21 protein-coding genes are annotated in these 23,110 nt (G+C 66.0%); 13 read left to right on the top strand and 8 right to left on the bottom strand.

Annotated elements, in window-relative coordinates:
- Positions 1–597: 597 nt before the first annotated feature.
- From QSJ95_RS25725 to hmpA, 3 genes are read right to left on the bottom strand one after another with little or no spacing between them, the layout of a single operon-like run.
- Positions 598–1,788 (bottom strand): NnrS family protein, encoded by a 1,191-nt coding sequence (locus tag QSJ95_RS25725; RefSeq protein WP_285646281.1) that lies wholly within the window; start codon positions 1,786–1,788, stop codon positions 598–600.
- Positions 1,775–2,032, bottom strand: a complete 258-nt coding sequence (locus QSJ95_RS25720) for a hypothetical protein (protein WP_009618692.1) — start codon at positions 2,030–2,032, stop codon at positions 1,775–1,777. The genes QSJ95_RS25725 and QSJ95_RS25720 overlap by 14 nt, the downstream gene beginning before the upstream one ends.
- 55 nt (positions 2,033–2,087) lie before the next feature.
- Complete coding sequence (gene hmpA, locus QSJ95_RS25715; protein WP_058490214.1) at positions 2,088–3,269, bottom strand: NO-inducible flavohemoprotein; 1,182 nt, start codon at positions 3,267–3,269, stop codon at positions 2,088–2,090.
- 156 nt (positions 3,270–3,425) lie between these two features.
- On the opposite strand from hmpA, the gene norR reads away from it, so the two are divergent.
- The 5 genes from norR (at position 3,426) to queD (ending at position 7,230) form a co-directional block, all read left to right on the top strand.
- The gene (gene norR, locus QSJ95_RS25710; protein ID WP_058490215.1) at positions 3,426–4,973 is read left to right on the top strand and encodes a nitric oxide reductase transcriptional regulator NorR; all 1,548 of its coding nucleotides are present in this window, start codon (positions 3,426–3,428) and stop codon (positions 4,971–4,973) included.
- Positions 4,974–5,125: 152 nt separating this feature from the next.
- Positions 5,126–5,542, top strand: coding sequence for a DUF3592 domain-containing protein (locus QSJ95_RS25705; RefSeq protein ID WP_285646275.1), 417 nt, complete (start codon positions 5,126–5,128; stop codon positions 5,540–5,542).
- Complete coding sequence (locus QSJ95_RS25700; protein WP_281686226.1) at positions 5,539–6,111, top strand: hypothetical protein; 573 nt, start codon at positions 5,539–5,541, stop codon at positions 6,109–6,111. Before QSJ95_RS25705 ends, QSJ95_RS25700 begins: the two co-directional genes overlap by 4 nt.
- A 187-nt stretch (positions 6,112–6,298) precedes the next feature.
- Entirely contained in the window at positions 6,299–6,787 is a 489-nt protein-coding gene (locus tag QSJ95_RS25695) for a peptidase associated/transthyretin-like domain-containing protein (protein ID WP_281686227.1), read from the top strand.
- 86 nt (positions 6,788–6,873) lie between these two features.
- Positions 6,874–7,230: a 6-carboxytetrahydropterin synthase QueD gene (gene queD / locus QSJ95_RS25690; protein WP_009618684.1), complete on the top strand. Its 357-nt coding sequence runs from the start codon at positions 6,874–6,876 to the stop codon at positions 7,228–7,230.
- A gap of 823 nt (positions 7,231–8,053) precedes the next feature.
- Here queD and QSJ95_RS25685 read toward each other — a convergent pair.
- Entirely contained in the window at positions 8,054–8,815 is a 762-nt protein-coding gene (locus QSJ95_RS25685; protein ID WP_043272143.1) for a GntR family transcriptional regulator, read from the bottom strand.
- 385 nt (positions 8,816–9,200) lie between these two features.
- Between QSJ95_RS25685 and QSJ95_RS25680 the strand changes: the two genes are divergently transcribed.
- Positions 9,201–10,550, top strand: coding sequence for an NCS2 family permease (locus QSJ95_RS25680; protein ID WP_043314301.1), 1,350 nt, complete (start codon positions 9,201–9,203; stop codon positions 10,548–10,550).
- Between the two features lie 67 nt (positions 10,551–10,617).
- Positions 10,618–11,244 (top strand): LysE family translocator, encoded by a 627-nt coding sequence (locus tag QSJ95_RS25675; protein ID WP_009618679.1) that lies wholly within the window; start codon positions 10,618–10,620, stop codon positions 11,242–11,244.
- A 367-nt stretch (positions 11,245–11,611) separates the two neighbouring features.
- Here QSJ95_RS25675 and uraH read toward each other — a convergent pair whose 3' ends face one another.
- Positions 11,612–11,965 carry a hydroxyisourate hydrolase gene (gene uraH, locus QSJ95_RS25670; RefSeq protein WP_009618677.1) on the bottom strand — a complete coding sequence of 118 codons (354 nt, stop codon included), beginning with the start codon at positions 11,963–11,965 and terminating at the stop codon, positions 11,612–11,614.
- 409 nt (positions 11,966–12,374) lie between these two features.
- On the opposite strand from uraH, the gene puuE reads away from it, so the two are divergent.
- From puuE to QSJ95_RS25640, 6 genes are all read left to right on the top strand, one after another.
- The gene (puuE, locus tag QSJ95_RS25665; protein ID WP_285646270.1) at positions 12,375–13,304 is read left to right on the top strand and encodes an allantoinase PuuE; all 930 of its coding nucleotides are present in this window, start codon (positions 12,375–12,377) and stop codon (positions 13,302–13,304) included.
- On the top strand, positions 13,301–13,816 hold the full coding sequence (uraD, locus tag QSJ95_RS25660; protein WP_285646268.1) for a 2-oxo-4-hydroxy-4-carboxy-5-ureidoimidazoline decarboxylase: 516 nt from the start codon (positions 13,301–13,303) through the stop codon (positions 13,814–13,816). The genes puuE and uraD overlap by 4 nt, the downstream gene beginning before the upstream one ends.
- A gap of 39 nt (positions 13,817–13,855) precedes the next feature.
- A complete protein-coding gene (alc, locus tag QSJ95_RS25655; RefSeq protein WP_285646266.1) occupies positions 13,856–14,851 on the top strand; it encodes an allantoicase in 996 nt (331 codons plus the stop codon).
- Between the two features lie 102 nt (positions 14,852–14,953).
- Complete coding sequence (locus tag QSJ95_RS25650) at positions 14,954–15,460, top strand: ureidoglycolate lyase (RefSeq protein ID WP_043272149.1); 507 nt, start codon at positions 14,954–14,956, stop codon at positions 15,458–15,460.
- Between the two features lie 52 nt (positions 15,461–15,512).
- A complete protein-coding gene (locus QSJ95_RS25645; protein ID WP_043272257.1) occupies positions 15,513–16,823 on the top strand; it encodes a urate hydroxylase PuuD in 1,311 nt (436 codons plus the stop codon).
- A 505-nt stretch (positions 16,824–17,328) separates the two neighbouring features.
- Positions 17,329–18,675 carry a nucleobase:cation symporter-2 family protein gene (locus QSJ95_RS25640; protein ID WP_064582626.1) on the top strand — a complete coding sequence of 449 codons (1,347 nt, stop codon included), beginning with the start codon at positions 17,329–17,331 and terminating at the stop codon, positions 18,673–18,675.
- A 201-nt stretch (positions 18,676–18,876) separates the two neighbouring features.
- Here QSJ95_RS25640 and QSJ95_RS25635 read toward each other — a convergent pair whose 3' ends face one another.
- From QSJ95_RS25635 to speE, 3 genes are all read right to left on the bottom strand, one after another.
- Positions 18,877–19,662 carry a sulfite exporter TauE/SafE family protein gene (locus QSJ95_RS25635; protein WP_009618662.1) on the bottom strand — a complete coding sequence of 262 codons (786 nt, stop codon included), beginning with the start codon at positions 19,660–19,662 and terminating at the stop codon, positions 18,877–18,879.
- 161 nt (positions 19,663–19,823) lie between these two features.
- Positions 19,824–21,902 carry an LTA synthase family protein gene (locus QSJ95_RS25630; RefSeq protein ID WP_285646264.1) on the bottom strand — a complete coding sequence of 693 codons (2,079 nt, stop codon included), beginning with the start codon at positions 21,900–21,902 and terminating at the stop codon, positions 19,824–19,826.
- A 222-nt stretch (positions 21,903–22,124) separates the two neighbouring features.
- Positions 22,125–22,985 carry a polyamine aminopropyltransferase gene (gene speE / locus QSJ95_RS25625; protein ID WP_285646260.1) on the bottom strand — a complete coding sequence of 287 codons (861 nt, stop codon included), beginning with the start codon at positions 22,983–22,985 and terminating at the stop codon, positions 22,125–22,127.
- Between the last annotated feature and the right edge of the window lie 125 nt (positions 22,986–23,110).

The raw sequence follows: 23,110 nt of genomic DNA, 5'->3' as shown, positions 1-23,110 counted from the left end.
GTAGCGGCGGATAACCGCGAACGGTTATTCGCCCTACGTCCATGCTGGGCTTGGCGTAGGGCGCATAACACCTACGGCGTTATCCGCCGCTTGACCTTGGCCATAATCCCGCTCGTTGCCGAGCACGGAGCCGCCATCAAAGCCGCGCCAGGCTCAGCCATGCAGCGGCCGGCAAGGAAGGTGTAGCGGCGGATAACCGCGAACGGTTATTCGCCCTACGTCCATGCTGGGCTTGGCGTAGGGCGCATAACGCCTACGGCGTTATCCGCCGTTTGACCTTGGCATAATCCCGCTCGTTGCCGGGCACGGAGCCGCCGTCAAAGCCGCGCCAGGTTCAGCCATGCAGCGGCCGGCGAGGAAGGTGTAGCGGCGGATAACCGCGAACGGTTATTCGCCCTACGCCCATGGTGAACTTGGCGTAGGGCGCATAACGCCTACGGCGTTATCCGCCGCTTGACCTGGGCCATAATCCCGCTCGCTGCCAAGCACGGAGCCGCCGTCAAAGCCGCGCCAGGCTCAACAGGGAAGCACGTACGTAGGAGCGAACTCCGTCCGCGATGGGCCGAGCCCGCACACCACGCCCCACAGATGAATCCCCTACCCCGGCTGCCCGTCGATCCGGGCCTTCCACAACATCGGCCCGTAGTACCCGGCGAAGATCAGGAACGCCAGCGACCAGCACAGCGCCGCCAGCAGCAAGCCACCCAGCGGCAGCCACCACACCACCAGCACCCGCGCCACCACGCCCAGGTTGAGCAGGCCGAAGCCCCAGGCCATCGCCTTCGGCGGCTGCAGCGCGCGGCCGGTGTGGCCGAGGCTGACGCGGGCGATCATCGCCAGGATCAGCCCGCCGACGCCGCCCACGGTCAGCGCGTGCAACGGCAGGCTGGAGGGCAGCGCCACGCCGGCCGCGGAAGCCGCCAGGCCGAACAGCGCCAGGGTCATCCAGGCATAGGCCAGGTGCAGCGACCACAGCAGCGGCACGCTCCACAGGTCGCGGTCGTACCAGCGCACCAGGCGCACCAGGTGGCCCAGGCCGAGCAGGCCGAAGAGCAGCGCCAGCACAGGCCCCGGTTGCAACGCCGGGCCGGTGGCGCTGAGCACCGCGAGCAGTGCGCCACCCAGCAGCAGCGCCCAGTCCAGCCACGGCCAGGCCGGCACCTGGGCGGTACGTCCCAGGCCGCGCTGGGTGAAGAAGGGAATCACCCGCCCGCCGATCAGGCTCATCAGCGCCACCACCAGCCACAGCGCAGCCAGAACGCCGCCACGCTGCCAGGCCTCGTTGCCCAGCGCCTGTCCGGCCATGACCAGGGCGTCGGCCAGGGTCAGCAGGACCAGCACCATCAGCACCGGGTAATTGCGCGTCTGCCGCACCTGGTAGAGGCTGCGGCCGACGAACCAGGCCAGGGCCGGCGGGAAGGCCAGCTCCAGCACCGTGGCCAGCCACCAGGGCGCGCCCAGCAGCCAGGCCAGCCGTGCCGCCAGCCAGAGCAGGGCCAGGTTGCGCAACGGAGCGCCACTGAGGCCCGGGCGGCCGGTCCAGGTCTGCACCGCGGTGAGCAGGAAGCCGGCGATGATCGCCAGGGCAAAGCCGAACACCATCTCGTGGCGGTGCCAGCCCAGCCAGCCGCCCAGCGGCTGCCACGCGGGCAGCCAGCCGGCCAGCGCGGCGAGCCAGAGGAATATGGCGAGCGCCGCGAACAGCGCCCCGCCGAGGAAGAAAGGACGGAAACCCAGCCGCCACAGCGGCGGAATCGCCAATAGAACCTTGCGATCAACCAACAGCACAACAGACCTCCCAGCCTGGTTGGCGCATCTGCCGCTGGGCGATCAGGCGCAGCACGTAGCCCAGCTTGATGGCGGTCGGCCCGAGGACGGTCAGGGCGTGGGCGGCCACCAGTTGCGGCAAGTTGAGAAAGGCGTCGATGAAATAGGCGCCGAAGATGCCTCCCAGCAGCATAGCGGCCCCCGCGCTGAGCAGGGCGTTGGAATGGCTGAGATTGCGTTGCGGACAGGCGAAGAAGCCTTTCATCACACACCTCCGGTAGTTCGGGGTGGCCGGCCCGCATGGGCCGGCCGGTCTAGCCTCAGGCCTCCAGCGCGCTGGCGGGGCCGAAGAACTCGTAGTGGCACTGCTTTTCCGGCACGCCCAGCTCGCGCAGGAGGCGCTTCACCTGGGCCATGAACGGCTTGGGCCCGAGGAAGTAGGCGTCCAGGTCGCGCTGCTCCGGCAGCCAGTTGCTCAGCAGCTGCTGGCTGATGAAGCCCTCGGCATCGGCCTGGTCCTGCTCGCGCGGCTCGCTGTAGCAGAAGAAGTGCAGCAGCGTCGGGTGCTTGCGCGCCTGGTTCTCGATGAACTCGCGGAAGGCGTGCACGCCGCCGTGGCGCGCGCAGTGAATGAAGTGCACCACGCGGCCGGCGTCCAGCGCCTGCTGCAGCATGGCCAGCGACGGGGTGATGCCGACGCCCGCGGTGATCAGCGCCAGCGGCTTGTCGCTGTCGCCCAGGACGAAGTCCCCGGCCGGCGGGAACAGGTCGATCTCGTCGCCTTCCCGGACCTGGTCGTGCAGGTAGTTGGAAACCCTGCCCTCGGGCTCGCGCTTGACGCTGATGCGGTACTCGCGGCCGTTGGCCGGGGCCGACAGCGAATAGTTGCGGCGTACTTCCTCGCCATCCAGGTCCAGGCGCAGACCGATGTACTGGCCCGGCTCGAAGTCGAGCAGCGCGCCGCCGTCCACCGGTTGCAGGTAGAAGGAGGTGATTTCCTCGCTCTCGGCCACCTTGCGCGCCACGCGGAAGCGCCGCGCGCCGCGCCAGCCACCCTCTTCGGCGGCATTGCGGGCGTATACCGATTCCTCGGCGCCGATCAGGATGTCGGCCAGTTGCTGGTAGGCGGCGGCCCAGGCGGCGATCACCTCGTCGGTGGCGATCTCCTCGCCCAGCACTTCGCGGATGGCGCGCAGCAGGCAGGCGCCGACGATGGGATAATGTTCCGGCAGAATCTGCAGCGACACGTGCTTGTTGACGATCTGCCCCACCAGCGGGCCGAGGCGCTCCAGCTCGTCGATGTGGCGGGCGTACATCAGCACGCCGTTGGCCAGGGCCCGTTGCTGGTCGCCGGAAGCCTGGTGGGCCTGGTTGAAGAGCGGACGCACCTGCGGATACTCGGTCAGCATCAACTGGTAGAAGTGCCGGGTCAGGGCTTCGCCACCGGTTTCCAGCAGCGGGACGGTCGCCTTGATCAGGGTGCGTTGTTCGTTGGACAGCATGCGGATCTCCTTGGAACGCAAGACAGGGTGGGAACTGCCTGTAATCCTTCAGAAAACGTGCCAAGGCCGGCGCCCAGTATTCGCGGGACTTCCGCGGCGTCAGAAGTCATAATGACCAGCAATCATTCGAGTCATACGGACTACATAGAGGTCAGAATGACCAGCAACCCCTTGCTTGCCACCCTGCTCCCCCTGGTCGACGACCTGTCCCGCGAACTGCCCGACGAAGAACGCTACCGCCGCCTGCTGGAAGCCCTGCGCGAACTGCTGCCCTGCGACGCCAGCGCCCTGCTGCGCCTGGAGGGCGAGCAACTGGTGCCCCTGGCAGTGGACGGCCTGAGCCCGGACACCCTCGGCCGCCGCTTCAAGATCGCCGAACACCCGCGCCTGCAGGCCCTGCTGGAACGCCCCGGCCCTACCCTGTTCGACGCCAACTGCGGCCTGCCCGACCCCTACGACGGCCTGGTGGAAGGTGTGCACCTGGAAGTGCACGACTGCATGGGCTGCCCGCTGTACCTCGACGAGCAGCCCTGGGGCCTGCTGACCCTCGACGCCCTCGAGCCCGGGCGCTTCTCCAGCGGCGACCTGGACAACCTGCAGGCCTTCGCCAGCCTGGCGGCGGCCACGGTGAAGGCCAGCCAGCGCATGCTCGACCTCACCCTGCGCGCCGAGCACGAGCAGCAGCGCGCCGACGCCTACCAGCGCGCCGCCGGCGAGGCCCCGCGCGAACTGGTCGGGCAGAGCCCGGCGCACCGCCAACTGGTGGACGAGATCAAGCTGGTGGCCGGCAGCGACCTCAGCGTGCTGGTCACCGGCGAGACCGGCGTGGGCAAGGAACTGGTGGCCCAGGCCATCCACCAGCGCTCGCTGCGCCACGCCCAGCCGATGATCAGCCTGAACTGCGCGGCGCTGCCGGAAACCCTGGTGGAGAGCGAACTCTTCGGCCACGTGCGCGGCGCCTTCTCCGGCGCGGTGGGCGAGCGCCGCGGCAAGTTCGAGCTGGCCGACGGCGGCACCCTGTTCCTCGACGAAGTGGGCGAGCTGCCCCTGGCGATCCAGGCCAAGCTGCTGCGCGTGCTGCAGAGCGGCCAACTGCAGCGCCTGGGCTCGGACCGCGAGCACCGCGTGGATGTGCGCCTGATCGCCGCCACCAACCGCGACCTGGCCGCGGAAGTGCGCGCCGGGCGCTTCCGCGCCGACCTCTACCACCGCCTGAGCGTCTACCCGCTGCGCGTGCCGCCGCTGCGCGAGCGCGGCAACGACATCCTGCTGCTGGCCGGCTACTTCCTCGAACAGAACCGCCCGCGCCTGGGCCTGCGCAGTCTGCGCCTGAGCGCCGAGGCCCAGGCCGCCCTGCTCGGCTACCCCTGGCCGGGCAACGTGCGCGAACTGGAACACCTGATCGGCCGCGCCTCGCTCAAGGCCCTGGCCTCAAGCCCCGAACGCCCGCGCATCCTCACCCTGGAGCTCGACGACCTCGGCCTCGAACAGGGCCTGCACCTGCCGGAAGCCGGCAAGACAGCACCCGCCCGCGAACTGCCCAAACCCGGCATCGAACTGCGCACCGCGCTGGACGACTTCCAGCGCCAGCTGATCGCCGCCAGCCTGCAGCGCCACGCCGGCAACTGGGCGGCCGTGGCCCGCGAACTGGGAGTGGACCGGGCCAACCTGAACCGCCTGGCCAGGCGCCTGGACCTCAAGTGAGGGAGTGGGCGGGAAAGCAGACACCTCGACTCGACTACTGCTGTTCCAAACGTCATCGAAAAATATCGTCATATATCAGGCGGAGTGCCAGCATTCCTATCGTCTTCGAGTAAATGCTAGAAAACATGGCTTATCGATGGAGAACACCTGGCATGGAGCGCAAGCCCCTTCCTTCACTGGTTCGAATCATTATTCTCGGCTTGATTAGCATCGGCTTCCTAAGTGCTGCCGTATTGACGGCAATGCAGACAATCGATTTTCTGGAAAGTGCCGAAGTCGCACCTGGAGTGGTCAGCCGGTTGAATGCCGGTGGCTCTCATCCGCAAGTCCAATTCACCACCCTATCAGGCCAACAGTATGAGTTCCCGCAAGGGGGATTCATCTTTGGCTACAAGGAAGGAATGGCGGTAGACGTCTATTACCTCTCCGAAAATCCGGGCATGACGGCTGTGATCAAGGACCCCGGCGCAATCTGGGTTATACCGGCGACGTTCGGAATGTTCTGCGTTGTCACCCTGGGATATGCAGTACTGGGGATTCGACAACGCAGAAAGGAATGTGGCGAATGAGTACTCTTCAACTAAATCTACGCAAAAGCCGGTGGCTCTATAAATCTTCTGCAACAGGCGGCGCAACGATCGGGTTCGTAGCGGGTTCGGGGGGAACCATCACACTGACCTCCCCTTACCAGGTTTTTCATACTTATAGTTTTGCTGGCGCAGGATTCGGCTTTGGAGCGGGGGCGCGGCTACCCCGATTCGGCAAGGTCAATCTGAATATTAAAGGCCGCAGCATAGGCGGAGCAGGCGCCACAGAATCATTTCTAAGCTACGGCTTGGTATTCGCTTCCGACAACATAATCAAACGCGACCTGTCGCCTGCCGACTTCCGCGGCCCTTGCCTGTACGTGGAAGCTGGGTTTGGGGTTGCCGCAGGTATTTCCGGCAGTGCATTGCTGTTTGGCCTCGATCCTCTACGTTTGGCTGCTCTGATCCCAATGGCCGCAAGTCCCCTGAGTGCAAACCTGGCTATTCAACTCCTCATAGAGTCGGCAAACGGCGCAATATTGATGGCCGGCGCTAATGTCGGCGCACAACTTGGGGCAGGAACTGCCGCCTATATCGGCGGAATCTTCTGACGCTTCACTGCCTACCTCTCATAGCGGTTCCGGCTAGACTTCATCGACATCATCGGATTCGCGAACTGCACCATCACGTTCACGAGCATTATCGAACCCTCCTGTCATCTGCACGGATACCAGCGAGATGCGTCCGGCTGTCTTCCAGGCTGCAGCGCGAACAGCTGGCAACCAGAGGGAAAGCCCCATGCGCCACCTGTTCGTCGCCCTGCTCGGCCTCGCCCTGGCCGGCTGCATCTCGCCCAACCAGGGCCGGCCGCTGAACTTCGGCGAGTTCACCAGCGCCGAGTACCAGGCGCTGGCGGTCCACGGCAACGGCAGGATCGACGGCCGCGCCTTCCTCAAGACCCGCGCTGGCACCCTGAAGCCGGCGGCCGGCAAGGACGTGGCGCTGATCCCGGCGACGCGCTACATGGCGCCGCTGTACAAGGCCTACCAGGAGCGGCGGCCGCTAGGCGAGCCCGACGCCCGGGCGAAGATCTACACCCGCACGGTGCGCGCCGACGCCGAGGGCCGTTTCAGCTTCGCCCAGGTGCCGGCGGGGCGCTATTACCTGAGCTGCGAAGTGACCTGGGAAACCACCGGCGCCAACGGCCCGACCACGGTGGGCGCCACCGTCATGGCGCCGCTGATGCTGCGCGAGGGCGAGGAAGTCCAGGTCGAGTTGACGCGCTGAGCCGCCGACGGGGTGTGCCCGGGCGGCGGGCAAAGTGGGTACAATGGGCGGTTGCAATTGCCCACTGATGATCTGAAGGCCACCTCTTGGAACTGTTCAAGGAATTCACTTTCGAGTCCGCCCACCGCCTGCCCCACGTCCCGGAGGGCCACAAGTGCGGCCGCTTGCACGGCCACTCCTTCCGCGTGGCGCTGTACATCGAGGGCGAGGTCGACCCGCATACCGGCTGGATCCGCGACTTCTCCGAGATCAAGCAGATCTTCAAACCGATCTACGAACAGCTCGACCACAACTACCTGAACGACATCCCCGGCCTGGAAAACCCCACCAGCGAGAACCTCTCGCGCTGGATCTGGCAGCAGGTCAAGCCGCTGCTGCCGGAATTGTCTCGGGTGCGGGTGCATGAGACTTGCACCAGTGGGTGTGAGTATCGCGGGGATTGATGCTGCGTAGCGCGCAGCTCCTCGTAGGAGCGAGCTTGCTCGCGAAGGGTGCTTCCCGGTGACGCAGATGTTGGGGGTAAGAGCGCCCTCTCCCCAGCCCTCGGCTGCGCGCCCCGCCCTGAAGGGAGAGGGGGCTGTTCTGAGCAACGTGTCGGTCAGGCGCCATCCTCCCACCTTCGTCATTCCCGCGAACGCGGGACGCGGCTCCATCGCGAACAGCGCTTGCGCTGGCCCGAAGGGGAATAACCCAGTTGCCTCGGCTTGGGTGTTTCTGCGCCGCACCGAATCTGCCCGACCTTCTTGTTTCGCCCCCTCGGGCGAGTCCCTTTTGTCAATCGCCACAAAAGGAACCAAAAAGGCTTGCCCCGACATACGGGCCCGATGGAGCCGGGCTACCCTCGCGAATTCCCCCGCCACGGAGGCCCGCCCCGAGGGTACGTCCCTGTAGCCCATCGGGGCTCTCGCGACATCCATGTCGCATGACCTCCTGAGCGCCGGTTTCGCTCGGCCTTCTGAAGGGGCGTTCCGGTGCGCTCGGGTATTTCTCTGGAAGTCCAAAAGCCAGAGCCAATGCGCTTTGGCTTTTCGTAGGAGCGAGCTTGCTCGCGAACCCAGGGCTCGCGTTCTCGGGAATGACGAGAGGAGGTAGGCGTTCCGGGATGACTCCGAACTCCCCGCACGCTCCGAACAGCCCCCTCTCCCTTTGGGAGAGGGCTGGGGTGAGGGAGCGAAGCCAGGCTGGCGCACCTTCGCTGAACCACCACCTATCGCTTAAGTGAACAGCATTACGGCACTCAGGCGGGGCTTTTCATTAGCCTAAACCTCAACGCGCCGCAGTACGCCCGCCCTTCTTCTTGCCACCGAGCAAATGCGAGAACACCGCATGCAGGTCGCCCGAGGCGCTGTCGCCTTCCAGGTTCAGCTTGTCGTCGATGTGCGCCATGTGGTGCATCATCAGGGTCACGGCCTTTTCCTTCTCGCCCTTCTCGATGGCGTCGAGGATTTCGTTGTGCTCGTCGAACGAGCAGTGCGAGCGGCCGCCCGCCTCGTACTGGGCGATGATCAGCGAGGTCTGCGACACCAGGCTGCGCTGGAAGCTGACCAGCGGGGCGTTCCTGGCCATTTCCGCCAGCTTCAGATGGAACTCGCCGGACAGGCGGATGCCCGCGCCGCGGTCGCCGCGGGCGAAGCTGGCCTGTTCCTGCACCACCATCTCGCGCAGCTCGGCCAGGGCCTCGGCGCTGGCGTTGTCCACCGCCAGCTCGGTGATGGCGCGCTCGACGGTGCGCCGGGCGAAGAGGATCTGCCGGGCCTCGTCGATGCTCGGGCTGGCCACCACCGCGCCGCGGTTGGGGCGCAGCAGCACCACCTGCTCGTGGGCCAAGCGCGACAGGGCGCGGCGGATGATGGTGCGGCTGACGCCGAAGATTTCGCCCAGGGCCTCTTCGCTCAGCTTGGTGCCCGGCGCCAGGCGCTGTTCGAGGATGGCATCGAAGATGTGCGCGTAGACGATCTCGTCCTGCGTGCCGGTACGGCTCTTGCCGTTGCGCGCCGGCTTCTTGATCTGTTGCAGCGGGTCGGTCATGGATCCTCAACCTTGTTGGGCGGACCGGCGGCCTGGGCAATCCGCTACCAGGTACGCAGGCGCGACGAAATGATGGCCACCAGTGTACACAAAATGCCCAGCACCGCGCACCCGGCGCATCCCCCCTGCCATGCGGCATTCAGCCGTCCCCTCTGTACAAATTCCGCGCAATGCCTGAGCGAATCTTCCGATGAATTGTTTGGAGGAAGGCGGGAGGTAGGTACGAAACATTATTTGATTTTTTTGTATACAACCTCATAATCGCCGGCGTGACTTCCTGACTCGCAAGTCAAGAACACGCCCTCAAGCCTTCCGCCGAGCCAGGGACGCAGGTGAACCAGCCGACGGCAAGGACCAACAACAAGAGCGTTGAGGAGTACCCGCTGTGGAAAGCACCAAACAAGAACAACAAACCGCTGTCGCCTCCAGCCCACCCGCCACCGGCCTGCTCGAACGCCTGTTCAAGCTCAGCCAGCACGGCACCACGGTGAAGACGGAACTGGCCGCCGGCCTGACCACCTTCATCACCATGGCCTACATCATCTTCGTCAACCCCAACATCATGGCCGACGCCGGGGTCAACCACGGGGCGGCCTTCGTCGCCACCTGCCTGGCCGCCGCCCTGGGTTGCTTCCTGATGGGCCTGTACGCCAACTGGCCGGTGGGCCTGGCGCCGGGCATGGGCCTCAACGCCTTCTTCACCTACACCGTGGTCAAGACCATGAACTACAGCTGGGAGATCGCCCTGGGCGCGGTGTTCATCTCCGGCGTGCTGTTCATGGTGCTGACCTTCTCGCGCATCCGCGAATGGCTGCTCAACAGCATCCCGCCGAGCCTGCGCTTCGCCATGGGCGCGGGGGTCGGGCTGTTCCTCGGGCTGATCGGCCTGAAGACCGCCGGCATCGTGGTCGCCAGCCCCGCCACCCTGGTGCACCTGGGCGACCTGACCAAGCCCGGCCCGCTGCTGGCGGCGATCTGCTTCCTGATGATCGCCGTGCTGGAATACCGCCGGGTGTTCGGCGGCATCCTCATCAGCATCCTCACCGTCACCGTGGCCGGCATCGCCCTGGGCCTGGTGCAGTTCGGCGGGGTGTTCTCGATGCCGCCGAGCCTGGCGCCGACCTTCCTGGCCATGGACATCGCCGGCGCCTTCAACGTGACCATGATCAGCGTGATCCTGGCCTTCCTCTTCGTGCACATGTTCGACACCGCCGGCACCCTGATGGGCGTGGCCCAGCGCGCCCATCTGGTGCGCGAGGACGGCCGCATCGAAAACCTGTCCAAGGCGATGAAGGCCGACAGCACCTCCAGCGTGGTCGGCGCCGTGCTCGGCGTGCCGCCGGTGACCAGCTACGTGGAAAGCGCCGCGGGCGTGGCCGCCGGCGGCCGCACCGGGCTGACCGCGGTGACCGTCGGCGCGCTGTTCGTCGCCGCCATGTTCTTCGCCCCGCTGGCCGGCATGATCCCCGCCTACGCCACCGCCGGCGCGCTGATCTACGTGGCCATGCTGATGATGGGCGGCCTGGCGCACATCGACTGGCAGGAACACACCGAGACCATCCCGGCCATCGTCACCGTGATCATGATGCCGCTGACCTTCTCGGTGGCGGACGGCATCGCCATGGGCTTCGTGACCTACGTAGCGATGAAGGTCTTCACCGGCCGCCACAAGGACGTGACCGTAAGTCTGTATGCACTCTGTGCAATATTTGTAGCCAAATTCATCTTCCTGTAATCTGGAGCGGCCCCGCCACGGCCCCGACGCATGCCTGCGTCGGGGCCTTTGCATTCGAGAGCCCGCGATGAACCTGGAAACCTGGCTGCTCTACAGCAGCGCCGCCCTGATCGTGATCCTGATTCCCGGCCCGTTGTCGCTGCTGATGGTCAGCAACAGCCTCAACTATGGCCTGCGCCGTTCGCTGCCGGCCTTCCTCGGCGGGGTCAGCGCCTCCATCTGCCTGCTCAGCGCCTCGGCCCTGGGCCTGGGCGCGCTGCTGCTGGCCTCGGAGAAGCTGTTCAGCGTGCTCAAGGTGCTGGGCGCGCTCTACCTGTTCTACCTGGCCTGGCAGAGCTGGCAGGAATCGCGCATCGCCGGCCAGCCGCGCGCCGCCGAGGAGATGCCGGTCAACCCGGGCTTCCGCAGCCTGTACTGGAAGGCCTTTGGCCTGGGCGCCAGCAACCCGAAGGACATCCTGTTCTTCGCCGCCTTCCTGCCGCAGTTCCTCAAGGCTGACCACCCGCTGTGGCAGCAGCTGCTGGTGATGATCCTCACCTGGGCGCTGCTCGACTTCGCCTGCAAGCTGTTCTACGGCCTCAGCGCCCGCGGCGCGGCGCGCTTCCTGCGCTCGGGTAAGGGCCAGGCCTGGTTCAACCGCGGCAGCGCCGCGCTCTTCGCCACCGCTGGTGGGGCTTCGTTGTTGAGCCGCTGAGGCCCATAGAACCGTTCGCGAGCAAGCTCGCTCCTACGAAGAGCGTTGGCGCCTGTAGGAGCGAGCTTGCTCGCGAACGGTGTTTACCGGCAGCAGGGAGAGGGAGCTGTCCAGCGCGAACGAGAGGTTCGGCATCAACCTGTAGGAGCGGGCCCTGCCCGCGATTTCGCGCGCAGGGCGCGCTCCTACATGGGAACGCGGTGGGGGTGGAGTGGAGCGATACCCATCGCCATTGCCCGATGGGTTTCGCAAGCTCAACCCATCCTACGAAAGCCTCTCGGCGCAAGAACGCACAGGCAAAAAAAAGACCCGCCAGAGGCGGGCCGATGGGACTCCACGAAGAGTCGGGTGGGAAGTCGGTGGCGGCCTAGCTGCCGCGGTAGGTCGAGTAGCTGTACGGCGAGATCAGCAGCGGCACGTGGTAGTGGTCGCTTTCCGAGGCGATGCCGAAGCGCAGCACCACCTGGTCGAGGAAGGCCGGTTGCGGCAGTTGCACGCCACGGGCGCGGTAGTAGTCGCCGGCGTTGAACTGCAGCTGGTAGACCCCGGCGCGGAAGTCCTCGCCCTGCAGCAGCGGCTCGTCGCAGCGGCCGTCGTCGTTGGTCACGCGGGTGGCGACCAGTTCCAGCTGCTGGCCTTCCACGCGGTAGAGCTCGACCTTGATGCCATGGCCGGGGCAGCCGTGGGCGGAATCCAGTACGTGCGTCGTCAAACGTCCCATGGGCTCTGGGCATCCCCGGCGCGGCCGGCGGACGCCGTCCTCCTTCTCGGTGTGGTGTGGGTTGCACCCCGCAGGCGGCGGCCGGCCGGGTGGATTGGATGGGACGAAAATACGCCATCACCCAAACATTGTATACAAAAAATTTGCTCCAGCGCCCCGAAACGGCACCCGCGCACCAGCACGCGGCATTTCGATCCGCAGCCGGAGCCAGGAAGGCCACAGCCCGCCGGGCTGACCGTTCGGGCAGGCAGTTTGCTTGCTTTACCGACGGATGCGGATGACGACGGATGGCGAAATCGGCACGCGGGATTGTATTTACATACGGCCACACAACTTGTATACAATGTCTCGCAACACGGTGACGCACGCCCTACCGCCCGCGCCACCCCCAACAAGAAGGAACACTGCAGTGAGCGCTGACTACCCACGCGACCTGATCGGTTACGCCGACAACCCTCCCCACCCGCACTGGCCGGGCGACGCCCGCATCGCGCTGTCCTTCGTGCTCAACTACGAGGAAGGCGGCGAGCGCTGCATCCTCCATGGCGACAAGGAATCCGAGGCCTTCCTCTCCGAGATGGTCGCCGCCCAGCCGCTGCAGGGCGCACGCAACATGAGCATGGAATCCCTCTACGAATACGGCAGCCGCGCCGGCGTCTGGCGCCTGCTCAAGCTGTTCAGGAAATACGACCTGCCGCTGACCATCTTCGCCGTGGCCATGGCCGCCCAGCGCCACCCGGATGTGATCAAGGCGATGGTCGCCGCCGGCCACGAGATCTGCAGCCACGGCTACCGCTGGATCGACTACCAGTACATGGACGAGGCCCAGGAGCGCGAGCACCTGCTGGAGGCCATCCGCATCCTCACCGAGCTGACCGGCGAGCGCCCGCAGGGCTGGTACACCGGCCGCACCGGCCCGAACACCCGGCGCCTGGTGCGTGAGGAAGGCGGCTTCCTCTACGACTCCGACACCTACGACGACGACCTGCCCTACTGGGACCCGCAGAGCACCGCCGAGAAGCCGCACCTGGTGATCCCCTACACCCTGGACACCAACGACATGCGCTTCACCCAGGTGCAGGGCTTCAACAAGGGCGACGACTTCTTCGAATACCTCAAGGACGCCTTCGACGTGCTCTACGCCGAAGGCGCCGAGGGTGCGCCGAAGATGCTCTCCATCGGCATGCACTGCCGCCTGCTCGGCCGCCCGGCGCGCCTGGCCGCGCTGGAGCGCTTCATCCAGTACGTGAAGGGCCACGAGAAAGTGTGGATCGCCCGCCGCGTCGACATCGCCCGCCACTGGCACGAAAAGCACCCGTTCAAGGAGAGCCAGGCATGAGCCGCTTCCAGACCCTCACCCCGGCCAGCCTCGACCGCGCGGCCTTCGTCGCCGCCTTCGCCGACATCTACGAACACTCCCCCTGGGTGGCCGAGAAGGCCTACGACCTGGGCGTGGACGAAAGCCTCAACGACATCGAGAGCCTGCAGCAGCGCATGGCCGACATCCTCCTGTCGGCCAGCCATGAAGCCCAGCTGGCACTGATCAATGCTCACCCGGACCTCGCCGGCAAGGCCGCGGTGCGCGGCGAGCTGACCGCCTCCAGCACCTCCGAGCAGGCCGGCGCCGGCATCCACGAATGCACTGCCGAGGAATTCGCCCGCTTCAACGAACTCAACGATGTGTACAAGGCGAAATTCGGCTTCCCCTTCATCAAGGCGGTGAAGGGCAGCAACCGCCACCAGATCCTCGCGGCCTTCGAGGAGCGCATCCACAACACGCCGGAGCAGGAATTCCAGACCGCCCTGGCCGAGATCAACAAGATCGCGATGTTCCGCCTGCAGCAGCTCTGAGCCGCGCAACCGGAAATTCACGTCACCAAGGAGAACAAGATGAGAACCTACAACGCTCCCTTCGAGAAATTCGTCAACCTGGCCGACGAGCGCCTGGGGAGCAAGGTGATCAGCGTCACCGACGAATGGTTCGCCGCTGCCAGCCGCATGCTGCAGCCCACCCCCGCGGTGTGGAAGGAAGGCGTATTCGACGACAACGGCAAGTGGATGGACGGCTGGGAATCCCGCCGCAAGCGCTTCGAAGGCTATGACCACGCGGTAATCCGCCTGGGCGTGCCGGGCTCGATCAAGGGCGTGGACATCGACACCAGCTTCTTCACCGGCAACTTCCCGCCGTCGGCCTCGATCGACGGCTGCTTCGTGGCCGAGGGCGAGCCGAACGACGACACCCAATGGACCGAAGTGCTGTCCTCCGTCGAGCTGCAGGGCAACAGCCACCACTACCACGAGATCAGCGACGAGCGCCCCTACACCCACCTGCGCCTGAACATCTACCCGGACGGCGGCGTGGCGCGCCTGCGCGTGTACGGCATCCCGTTCCGCGACTGGGCCAAGCAGAACCCCAACGAGCAGGTCGACCTGGCCGCGGCCCTCAACGGCGGCCGCGCCCTCGCCTGCTCCGACGAACACTTCGGCCGCATGAGCAACATCCTCAACCCCGGCCGCGGCGTGAACATGGGCGACGGCTGGGAAACCGGCCGCCGCCGCACCCCGGGCAACGACTGGGTGATTGTCGCGCTGGGCCACGCCGGCATCGTCGAGAAGATCGTCGTCGACACCCTGCACTTCAAGGGCAACTACCCGGAGAGCTGCAACATCCAGGCGGCCTTCGTGAAGGGCGGCACCGACAACCAGATCGCCACCCAGAGCCTGTACTGGCGCGAACTGCTGCCGAGCCAGAAGCTGCAGATGCACAACGAGCACACCTTCATCGAACAGATCAGGGAACTGGGCCCGATCACCCACGTGCGCCTGAACATCTTCCCCGACGGTGGCGTCAGCCGTCTGCGCCTGTTCGGCAAGGTGGCCAGGTAAGCGAAACACCGCCGTCGCCCCCGCAGGCGCGGGGATGACGGAAAGAAAAAGCGGTTCCCGGGCCCCGCCCGGGTTCAGTACAACAAATACAAGTGACCAGCCATGCGTACCCTGAAGATCGAACCGTTGACCAAGGAAGCCTTCGCCCCGTTCGGTGATGTCATCGAGACCGAGGGCAGCGCCCACTTCATGATCAACAACGGTTCCACCCGCCGCTATCACAAGCTCGCCACGGTCGAGACCGCGCAGCCCGAGGATAAGGCGATCATCAGCATCTTCAGCGCCGAAGCACTGGAGATGCCCTTGCGCATCCGCATGCTGGAGCGTCATCCGCTGGGCAGCCAGGCCTTCATCCCGCTGCTCGGCAACCCCTTTCTGGTCGTGGTCGCGCCACTTGGCGACGTACCTGTACCGGGCCTTGTCCGCGCCTTCCTGACCAACGGAAGGCAGGGCATCAATTACCACCGCGGCGTCTGGCACCACCCGGTGCTGACGATCGAAAAGCGGGATGACTTCCTGGTGGTCGATCGCAGCGGTTCCGGCAACAACTGCGACGAGCATTTCTTCACCGAGGACGAGCAACTGCTCCTCGACCCCCAACTAAACTAATAAGAGAGGCCCGTCCGCCGCGACGCCGGCGCCCGGGCAAGAGGTAATGACTGTGGAAGCACATCTCATCGAATGGGCGAACCTGCTGGTTCGCTGGATTCACATGATCGTCGGCATCGCCTGGATCGGTGCCTCGTTCTACTTCGTCTGGCTGGAAAACAACCTCAACCGCGTCAACCCGCGCGAGGGGCTCTCGGGTGACCTCTGGGCGATCCACGGTGGCGGCATCTACCACCTGGAGAAATACAAGCTGGCGCCGCCGAAGATGCCGGACAACCTCCACTGGTTCAAATGGGAGGCCTACTCCACCTGGCTCTCGGGCGTGTGCCTGCTGACCATCGTCTTCTACCTGAACCCCAGCCTGTACCTGGTGGCCCCGGGCAGCGACCTGGCGCCCGCCGCGGCCATCGCCATCGGCATCGGCTCGCTGATCGCCGGCTGGTTCATCTACTCCGGCCTGTGCGACTCGCCGCTGGGCAAGACCCCCGCCCTGCTCGGCGCCATCCTGTTCGCCCTGCTGGTGCTCGCCGCCTACCTGCTCAGCCAGGTGTTCAGCGGCCGCGGCGCCTACCTGCACGTCGGCGCGATCATCGGCACCATCATGGTCGGCAACGTGTTCCGGGTGATCATGCCGGCCCAGCGCGCGCTGGTTAAGGCCATCGAGGAAGGCCGCGAGCCCGACCCGGTGCTGCCGGCCAAGGGCCTGCTGCGTTCGCGCCACAACAACTACTTCACCCTGCCGGTGCTGTTCATCATGATCAGCAACCACTTCCCGAGCACCTACGGCAGCCACTACAACTGGCTGATCCTGGCGTGCATCGCGGCGCTGGCGGTAATAGTGCGGCACTACTTCAACACCCGCCACAACGGCAACGGCATGGCCTGGGCCCTGCCCGCCGGCGCCGTGGGCATGATCGCCCTGGCCTTCGTCACCGGCCCGACGCTGCAGAGCGCCGCCCCCGCCGGCAACGCCGCGCAGGTGCAGTACCAGCCGCTGCCGGAAACCGCCATCGGCGGCAAGACCGCCGCCGAACGCGCCAAGGAAGAGGCCGACAAGCCCGCCGCCGCGCAGGCCCAGGCGCAAGCCTCGGCGCCCGCTGGCGTGGATTTCGACAAGGTTCATCACGTGATCCAGGAGCGCTGCGTGGCCTGCCACTCGGCCAAGCCGACCAGCCCGCTGTTCAGCGCGGCCCCGGCCGGCGTGATGTTCGACACCCCGCAGCAGATCCAGGCCCAGGCCGCGAAGATCCAGGCCCTGGCCGTGGCCTCGCAGGTGATGCCGCTGGGCAACATCACCCAGATGACCCAGGACGAGCGCAACCTGCTCGGCAACTGGATCGCCAAGGGCGCCCAGACCAACTGAGCCACCGCGGTTCGCCGGAACCAGAAAGACCGCACCTTCGGGTGCGGTTTTTTTATGCCCGCGGGGGCTCACGGCGAGCTGGCGAGTTGTAGGAGCAACTATCTTACCGACTGCGTCAGGGGCGCTCTTCGTAGGATGGGTTGAGCTTGCGAAACCCATGTTGCCGTGGCGATGGGTATCGCTTCGCTCAACCCATCCTACGAGGCTTTGAACCCACCTGCAGGAACATCGAACCCATGAAATAAAAATGTAGTTCCACCCGACCTGCGGCTACATCCCGCCAAGACCACGGAACACGCGGCCTAGAGCGATCCGGAACCCGTCATTCACAAGCCGACCGGATAGTTGTATACAAAAACATATTGAAGCGAATACACATCGACGCTATAAAGTCCCGCACCGCTTCACCCGCACGGCCCCGGGGGTGTGGCGAGCCAGTACTACCCGGCCGCCGAGCCTGATCGGCGTCCACCAGTGACACAACAATAAAAAATCGAGGTGTTGCATGTCCGAGGTAACTGAGCGCCACGCGGCCGGCTCGTCCGCCGACCAGCGTCTGCCGTTGCTGCAACTGCTGCTGGTGGGATTCCAGCACGTGCTCCTGATGTACGGCGGCGCCGTGGCCGTCCCGCTGATCGTCGGCCAGGCCGCCGGCCTGTCCCGCGAGGAAATCGCCTTCCTGATCAACGCCGACCTGCTGGTCGCCGGCATCGCCACCGTGGTGCAGTCGCTGGGCATCGGCCCGATCGGCATCCGCATGCCGGTGATGATGGGCGCCAGCTTCGCCGCCGTCGGCAGCATGGTGGCCATGGCCGGGATGCCCGGCGTGGGCATCAACGGCATCTTCGGCGCGACCATCGCCGCCGGCCTGTTCGGCATGCTCGTCGCGCCCTTCATGAGCCGCATCGTGCGCTTCTTCCCGCCGCTGGTGACCGGCACCGTGATCACCTCCATCGGCATGTGCCTGTTCCCGGTGGCCATCAACTGGGCCGGCGGCGGCAAGGGCGCGGCCAACTTCGGCGCCCTGGAATACCTGTTCCTGTCCAGCCTGGTGCTGGCCGCCATCCTGCTGGTCAACCGCTTCCTCAAGGGCTTCTGGACCAACGTCTCGGTGCTCATCGGCATGCTGCTGGGCTATATCGTCGCCAGCGCCATGGGCATGGTCGACCTGTCCGGCATCGATACCCGCCCGGCCTTCGAGGTGGTCACCCCGCTGCACTTCGGCGCGCCCAGCTTCCACCTGGCGCCGGTGCTGTCGATGTGCCTGGTGGTGCTGATCATCTTCGTCGAGTCCACCGGCATGTTCCTCGCCCTGGGCAAGATCACCGACGACGAGATCTGCCCCAAGCGCCTGCGCCGCGGCCTGCTGTGCGATGCCACGGCGTCGTTCTTCGCCGGCTTCATGAACACCTTCACCCACTCGTCGTTCGCCCAGAACATCGGCCTGGTGCAGATGACCGGGGTGCGCAGCCGCTTCGTCACCGTGGCCGCCGGCGGCTTCCTGATCCTCCTGAGCCTGATGCCCAAGGCCGCCTACGTGGTCGCCTCGATCCCGCCGGCGGTGCTCGGCGGCGCCGGCATCGCCATGTTCGGCATGGTCGCCGCCAGCGGCATCCGCATCCTCCACGAGGTGGACATCGTCGACCGCCGCAACCAGCTGCTGGTGGCGGTGAGCATCGGCATGGGCATGGTCCCGGTGGTGCGCCCGGACTTCTTCGCCGCCCTGCCCGCCTGGATGGAACCGATCACCCACAGCGGCATCGCCATGACCGCGATCTGGGCCGTGCTGCTCAACCTGCTGTTCAACATCCTCGGCGAACGTGGCCGCGACGCCCTCTGCGGGCACCACTGAAGCCGACGCTTTCGGCGGGCCCCTCCCGACGCCCGCCGCTTCCAGCCGCGCCTCACTCCTGCGCGGCTTTTTTCATTCGCGCGGTAGTGACTGGAGCAACTGCCGGCGCAGTGCCGTAGGGGTTAAGAGCGCCTACACCGCCGGGAAGCTCCATTCGCGAGCAAGCTCGCTCCCACGACCCCAGAGAACCGCCGAACCGAATCAGAACACCAGCTTGTAGCCAATGCTGAACAGCATCACCGCCAGGCACGGCCGCAGGACGTTGTCCGAGATGCGCCCGGACAGATGGCTGCCCAGGTAGATCCCCGGCAGCGAACCGCACAGCAGGTACCCCAGCAGTTGCCAGTCCATGTTGCCCATGCTGGCGTGGCCCAGGCCGGCCACCAGGGTCAGGGGCACCGCGTGGGCGATCTCGGTGCCCACCAGGCGGCGGGTGGCGAGGAAGGGATAGAGCACGAACAGCGCCACCGTGCCCAGCGCGCCGGCGCCGATGGAGGTCAGCGCGACCATGGCGCCAAGCACCACGCCGGTGAGAATGGTGAGGCCGTTGAGGCTGGCGCCGCCCAGGTGGTAGTGGTCGCCGGCATGCTTGTGGGCGAAGGCCAGCAGCTTCTGCTTGAACAGGATGGCCAGGGCGGTGAGCAGCAGGACCACGCCCAGGGCGTGCTTGATCACCGTGTTCAGCGCCTGGGTGTCGGCGCCCAGGCTGTGCAGGAACAGCAGGGTCAGCCCCGCCGCCGGCACGCTGCCGAGGGTCAGCCAGCCGGTGATGCGCCAGTCGACGTTCTTGTGCCGGGTGTGCACCAGCACGCCGCCGGACTTGGTGATGGCCGCGTACAGCAGGTCGGTGCCCACGGCGGCAGCCGGGTTGATGCCGAACCAGAGCAGGATGGGCGTCATCAGCGAACCGCCGCCGACGCCGGTCATGCCCACGATGAACCCGACCAGCAAGCCTGCGACAACGAAACCAAGGACGCCGAATTCCATCAACCCTTCCTGAAAGCCGTGAACGGCTTGCGAAAACCGGCGGGCAGGATAGCGGCTTTCCTTATAAGCGCTTATATCAATATCGACTTAATTTATAACCAAATCTTAAAGCGCCGCCCACGAAAAAGGGGCCCGCAGGCCCCTTCTCCGTCACGCGCCGGTCAGTCGCTGTCCGGCTTGCTGTCCACCACGCCGGTGGTGTTGTTCAGCAGGCTCCTGGTGGCGGTCTGGATGAAGGATTCCAGGCGCTTCTTCAGCTCGGCCTCGTCCGGCACGCTCTGCACGCGCTCGGCCTTGGGATGGGCGCCGACCTGGTAGTCGTACACGCGGATGTCGCCTTCCTTGGGCTTGATCAGGATGCGGTTGCCGGAAAGGATGGCCACCACCTGTTCGCTGCCCGAGGGCTTGATCACGCCGAAGCCCTTGTCGCCGGCCGGCAGGTTCAGCAGGTCGCGGCCCCAGCACTGGTGGCGCACCTCGCCGCCCAGGCGGCCCATGATGGTCGGCACGATGTCGATCTGGGTGCCGACGGTGTCGCGGCTGGCGCCGTACTTCTCCTGGATGCCCGGGGCGATGATCAGCAGCGGCACGTTGAAGCGGAACAGGTCCATCTCGGTCAGCTGTTCCGGCGCGCCGAAGCCGTGGTCGCCCACCACCACGAACAGGGTGTCCTTGTAGTACGGCGACTTCTTCGCCTTCTCGAAGAACTGGCCCAGCGCCCAGTCGGAGTAGCGCATGGCGGTCAGGTGCTCGTCGAGGCTGCCGTTGCCGGTCACGCGCTCCACCGGCAGGTCCTTGGGCAGGGCGTAGGGCACGTGGTTGGAGAGCGTCTGCAGCAGGGCGTAGAACGGCTTGCCGCTGGCCGCCAGGCGGTCCAGCTCCTCGTTGCCGCGGGAGAACATGTCCTGGTCGGACACGCCCCAGGTCGGGTCGGAGAACACCGGGTTCACGAAGTCATTGCGGCCGACGAAGGTGGTCATGCCCTGGTTGGCGAAGAAGCCGGACTGGTTGTCCCAGGCGAAGTCGCCGTTGTAGACGTAGACGTCGTCGAACTGGCGCGCGCTGAGCAGCTGCGGCAGGCCGGAGAACTTGTGGCCGCCCTCGGGCGTCTGCATCAGGTACTCGAAGCCCGGCAGGTTGGGGAAGCAGGCCATGGTGGCGAACATGCCCTGGTGGGTATGGGTGCCGTTGGAGAAGAACTGGGTGAACAGCAGGCCTTCCTTCGACAGCTTGTCGAAGTACGGGGTGATGTTGCCCGGTGCGCCCAGGGCGCCGACGAAGTGGCCGGCGAAGCTTTCCATGAGGATCACCACCACGTTCTTCACGCCCGGCAGCGTGCCTTCGGCCGGTGGGGTGAAGTCGCGGCGGATGGCCGCGTCGTCGGCGTCGACCAGCTTGTCGTTGGGCGTCAGCAGCATCTGCCGCACGGTGTCGCGGGCCTGGTCGTCGGGCAGTGTGGCCTTCCAGATGTTCGCGCGGTCCTCGCCGAAGCGGTCCTCGGCGGCCTTGAGCAGGGTCATGGAGCCGTTCAGGCCCAGGTGGTTGGCGAACATCGAGTCGGTGGTGAAGGCATCGCCCCAGCGCAGCGGCGGGCCCTGGCGCAGGGTGCCGCGGTAGGCGACGCCGGCCACCAGCACCACCACCAGCAGGGCGGCGACGCGCAGGTACCAGGCGGCGGCCGAGGCGCCCACGGCGCTGGGCCGGGTGGCGCGGTCGACGCCGCGGAACAGCATGAACAGCAGCCAGGTGGCCACGGCCCAGGCCAGCAGGTAGCGGACCACCGGGTAGCCGTACCAGATCATGCTCATGACCGTCTTCGGGTCTTCGGACATGTACTGGAACACCAGGCTGTTCAGGCGCTGGTGGAACTCGCGGTAGAAGTCCAGCTCCAGCACGCCGAGGAACAGCGTCAGGCTGGCCAGGGCGGTCAGCCACAGGCGCCAGAACATGCGCCAGCGCATGGCGGTGACGCTGGCCAGGGCGAAGATCATCGGCGCGACTATCAAGATCACCGCGCGGATGTCGAAGCGCAGCCCGGTGACGAAGGCCTCGACGAAGGCGCTGGCCGGGGTGTCGCCGATCAGCTCGCGGTTGTAGATCAGCAGCGCCAGGCGCAACAGGGAGAACATCAGCATCAGCGCCAGGCTGCCGAGCAGGATGAACCCCAGGTGGCTGGACACCGTGGCGCGCGCCAGGTTGGCGGCGCGCTGGCGGGTATTCAGGACTTCCGATTGGCCCATGTTTCAGGTTCCGTTCTGTGCAACGTTCGGTTCGGGCGCCCTCCCCTGCGGGGAGGCGCGGAGGCTCCACGTCCGGGAGCGGGACGTGGAGCGGGCGGCGCATTCTAGTCGGTGAAAATTAGCCGGACCTTAAGAAAGTGCCGTCAAGGTGTCGGATTATGCCCAACGCAGGTGAAAAAAGAGTCGCCGCCGCCGGATGGTTCCGACAACGGCGCTTGCGGATCAGTCGTTGTGCGGCTTGCCGATGGCCTGCAGCACGTACTGCGGCAGGGCGAAGGCGCCCTGGTGGATTTCCGGGTTGTAGTAGCGGGTGGCGATGCCGCTGGCGGCGAAGCGCTGGCGCAGGGTTTCCAGCGGCACGCGGCGCAGGGCGGGCTCAAGGGCGCCCCAGGCGAAGGTCATGGCGCCGCCGATGTAGGTGGGCACCGCCGCCTGGTAGAAGTGCCAGTCGGCGAACAGGCCGTTCATCCGACCGGCGGTGTTGCGCACGGTGTCCAGCTGCATGAACGGGGTGCCGTTCTGGGTGACCAGCACGCCGCCCGGGTTCAGGCAGCGGTGGCAGGCCTGGTAGAAGTTCTCGGAGAACAGCACCTCGCCCGGGCCGATGGGGTCGGTGGAGTCGGAGATGATCACGTCGAACCTGCGCTCGGTGGTGGCGACGAAGCGCATGCCGTCGTCGATCACCAGGTCCAGGCGCGCATCGTCGAAGGCGCCGTTGGAATGGCGCGGCAGGAATTGCTTGCACATGTCGACCACGGTGCCGTCGATCTCGACCATGGTGATGTGCTCGACGCTGGCGTGCTTGCACACCTCGCGCAGCATGCCGCCGTCGCCGCCGCCGATGATCAGCACGCGCTTGGCCGCGCCATGGGCGAGGATGGGCACGTGGGTGAGCATCTCGTGGTAGATGAACTCATCGGCCTCGGTGGTCTGGATCACCCCGTCCAGGGCCATCACCCGGCCCATGCGGGCGTTCTCGAAGATCACCAGGTGCTGGTGCTCGGTGCGCACCTCGTGGAGCAGCTGGTCGACGCTGAAACGCTGGCCGTAGCCTTCGTAGAGGGTTTCCTGGTAATCGCGCATGGGCGGTCTCCCGGTTCGACGGTGAATGAAGCGGGCCGAGGGCCGGCCGTGAAAGGCGCGCATTCTACTGTGCGAGGCATGACAGGTCGAACCCGCGCACTTCGCCCATTCACCTTGCCCGCTCA

This window comes from Pseudomonas sp. NBRC 100443, from assembly GCF_030268185.1.
GTDB classification, from domain to species: Bacteria; Pseudomonadota; Gammaproteobacteria; order Pseudomonadales; family Pseudomonadaceae; genus Pseudomonas; species Pseudomonas citronellolis.
The sequence above is the reverse complement of the archived record's forward strand: the minus strand, read 5'-3'. Positions and strand labels throughout refer to the sequence as shown.

Bases quoted from the DNA above. Each gene is read 5' to 3' on its own strand.
- QSJ95_RS25685 (WP_043272143.1), bottom strand. From the start codon at position 8,815: ATGACCGACCCGCTGCAACAGATCAAGAAGCCGGCGCGCAACGGCAAG.
- QSJ95_RS25650 (WP_043272149.1), top strand. From the start codon at position 14,954: ATGCGTACCCTGAAGATCGAACCGTTGACCAAGGAAGCCTTCGCCCCG.
- norR (WP_058490215.1), top strand. From the start codon at position 3,426: ATGACCAGCAACCCCTTGCTTGCCACCCTGCTCCCCCTGGTCGACGAC.
- QSJ95_RS25695 (WP_281686227.1), top strand. From the start codon at position 6,299: ATGCGCCACCTGTTCGTCGCCCTGCTCGGCCTCGCCCTGGCCGGCTGC.
- QSJ95_RS25705 (WP_285646275.1), top strand. From the start codon at position 5,126: ATGGAGCGCAAGCCCCTTCCTTCACTGGTTCGAATCATTATTCTCGGC.
- QSJ95_RS25635 (WP_009618662.1), bottom strand. From the start codon at position 19,662: ATGGAATTCGGCGTCCTTGGTTTCGTTGTCGCAGGCTTGCTGGTCGGG.
- speE (WP_285646260.1), bottom strand. From the start codon at position 22,985: ATGCGCGATTACCAGGAAACCCTCTACGAAGGCTACGGCCAGCGTTTC.
- QSJ95_RS25675 (WP_009618679.1), top strand. From the start codon at position 10,618: ATGAACCTGGAAACCTGGCTGCTCTACAGCAGCGCCGCCCTGATCGTG.
- QSJ95_RS25700 (WP_281686226.1), top strand. From the start codon at position 5,539: ATGAGTACTCTTCAACTAAATCTACGCAAAAGCCGGTGGCTCTATAAA.
- QSJ95_RS25640 (WP_064582626.1), top strand. From the start codon at position 17,329: ATGTCCGAGGTAACTGAGCGCCACGCGGCCGGCTCGTCCGCCGACCAG.
- uraH (WP_009618677.1), bottom strand. From the start codon at position 11,965: ATGGGACGTTTGACGACGCACGTACTGGATTCCGCCCACGGCTGCCCC.
- QSJ95_RS25630 (WP_285646264.1), bottom strand. From the start codon at position 21,902: ATGGGCCAATCGGAAGTCCTGAATACCCGCCAGCGCGCCGCCAACCTG.
- QSJ95_RS25720 (WP_009618692.1), bottom strand. From the start codon at position 2,032: ATGAAAGGCTTCTTCGCCTGTCCGCAACGCAATCTCAGCCATTCCAAC.
- alc (WP_285646266.1), top strand. From the start codon at position 13,856: ATGAGAACCTACAACGCTCCCTTCGAGAAATTCGTCAACCTGGCCGAC.
- uraD (WP_285646268.1), top strand. From the start codon at position 13,301: ATGAGCCGCTTCCAGACCCTCACCCCGGCCAGCCTCGACCGCGCGGCC.
- hmpA (WP_058490214.1), bottom strand. From the start codon at position 3,269: ATGCTGTCCAACGAACAACGCACCCTGATCAAGGCGACCGTCCCGCTG.